This is a genomic window from Rhizobium giardinii bv. giardinii H152, from assembly GCF_000379605.1.
GTDB lineage: Bacteria > Pseudomonadota > Alphaproteobacteria > Rhizobiales > Rhizobiaceae > Pararhizobium > Pararhizobium giardinii.
Map to the genome: position 1 here is coordinate 1 of NZ_KB902661.1, position 1,067 is coordinate 1,067.

1 protein-coding gene and 1 pseudogene are annotated in these 1,067 nt (G+C 54.6%); one reads left to right on the forward strand and one right to left on the reverse strand.

Going from position 1 to position 1,067, the window contains the following annotated elements:
- Positions 1–222 (reverse strand): annotated as a pseudogene (locus A3AY_RS40140) (plasmid partitioning protein RepA); the annotation flags it as partial.
- Between the two features lie 394 nt (positions 223–616).
- Between A3AY_RS40140 and A3AY_RS0114525 the strand changes: the two are divergent.
- Positions 617–1,067: acyl-homoserine-lactone synthase (locus tag A3AY_RS0114525; RefSeq protein ID WP_018326385.1), on the forward strand; the 451-nt coding region annotated here is incomplete at its 3' end.

Consider the following 1,067-nt stretch of genomic DNA (forward strand, 5'->3'; position numbering starts at 1 on the left):
TGGACCAAGACCATCAAGAGACAATTGTCGCAGGTACCCATCCGAGACGCCTACGATCTGAGCGACTTCACCGGAGGTGAAAGAGCGCAACGATTTCATGGCGGTAGGGGGAAAAGCAAGTTCGCCAACCGCACGCAGCCGGTCCGAAAGAGCCGACGCCTGGCGCGTGATTCTCTCCGATGTCGTCTCGTCTTCAAAGCGGGGTGTCGCAGGTTTCAGCATGATCAGCTCTTCAAAAACGGTTTCTGCGCGTCTGACGCATTCTTTCCGTCTGGAATTAGAGACACGATTCTCCCAGTCTCGACAAGCGGTTTAAGGTTAATGAAATGTTAACTAAATGCCTTTCGCTGGTTAGCTTTGAGCTGACAAATCGAATATTCCTTCTGTGTTTTCCGTTAGTTACGGCAACTCATCATTGGCAATCACCGATTGACTCACTGGTACTTTTACCAGTGCAGAACTGCTGAGAGATGCCTGCCCTACAACGTATGCTGCTGCCCCTGCAGACCAATCGAGCTCAAAAGGCAAGAATCACTACTGGTATTTTTACCAGTAGAGCCCGCGTCAAACGTCCTGCACACCTGTCTCCGCTAAAAAACACAAGCGGAGTGAACGGATGAAAGTCATAGCGCTACAGGGCAGGCCTTCATCGGCGGAGCGCATACTGCTCGATGCCATGCATCGGCTGCGCATGCGCGTGTTCAGCGGACGTCTTGCCTGGCAGGTCAGCAGTCGCGCCGGACGTGAGTTTGACGAGTTTGATCTTATGAGCCCGACATATATCGTCGCACTGTGCACCACCCGTCAGATTGCAGGCTGTGTGCGGCTGTTGCCCGCGACCGGACCAACGATGCTGGAACGTACCTTTCCTCAACTCCTCGCGAACGGACGTTTGAACGCGCACCGGGCGATGATCGAAAGCTCACGCTTCTGCGTTGACACCGCGATCGTTGAGGAGAGGGGCGCAAGGCCGCTTCACGAAGCCACGTTGACGATGTTCGCCGGAATTATCGAATGGTCCATGCTTCACGGCTTCACTGAGATCGCTACGGCCACCGACGCGCGGG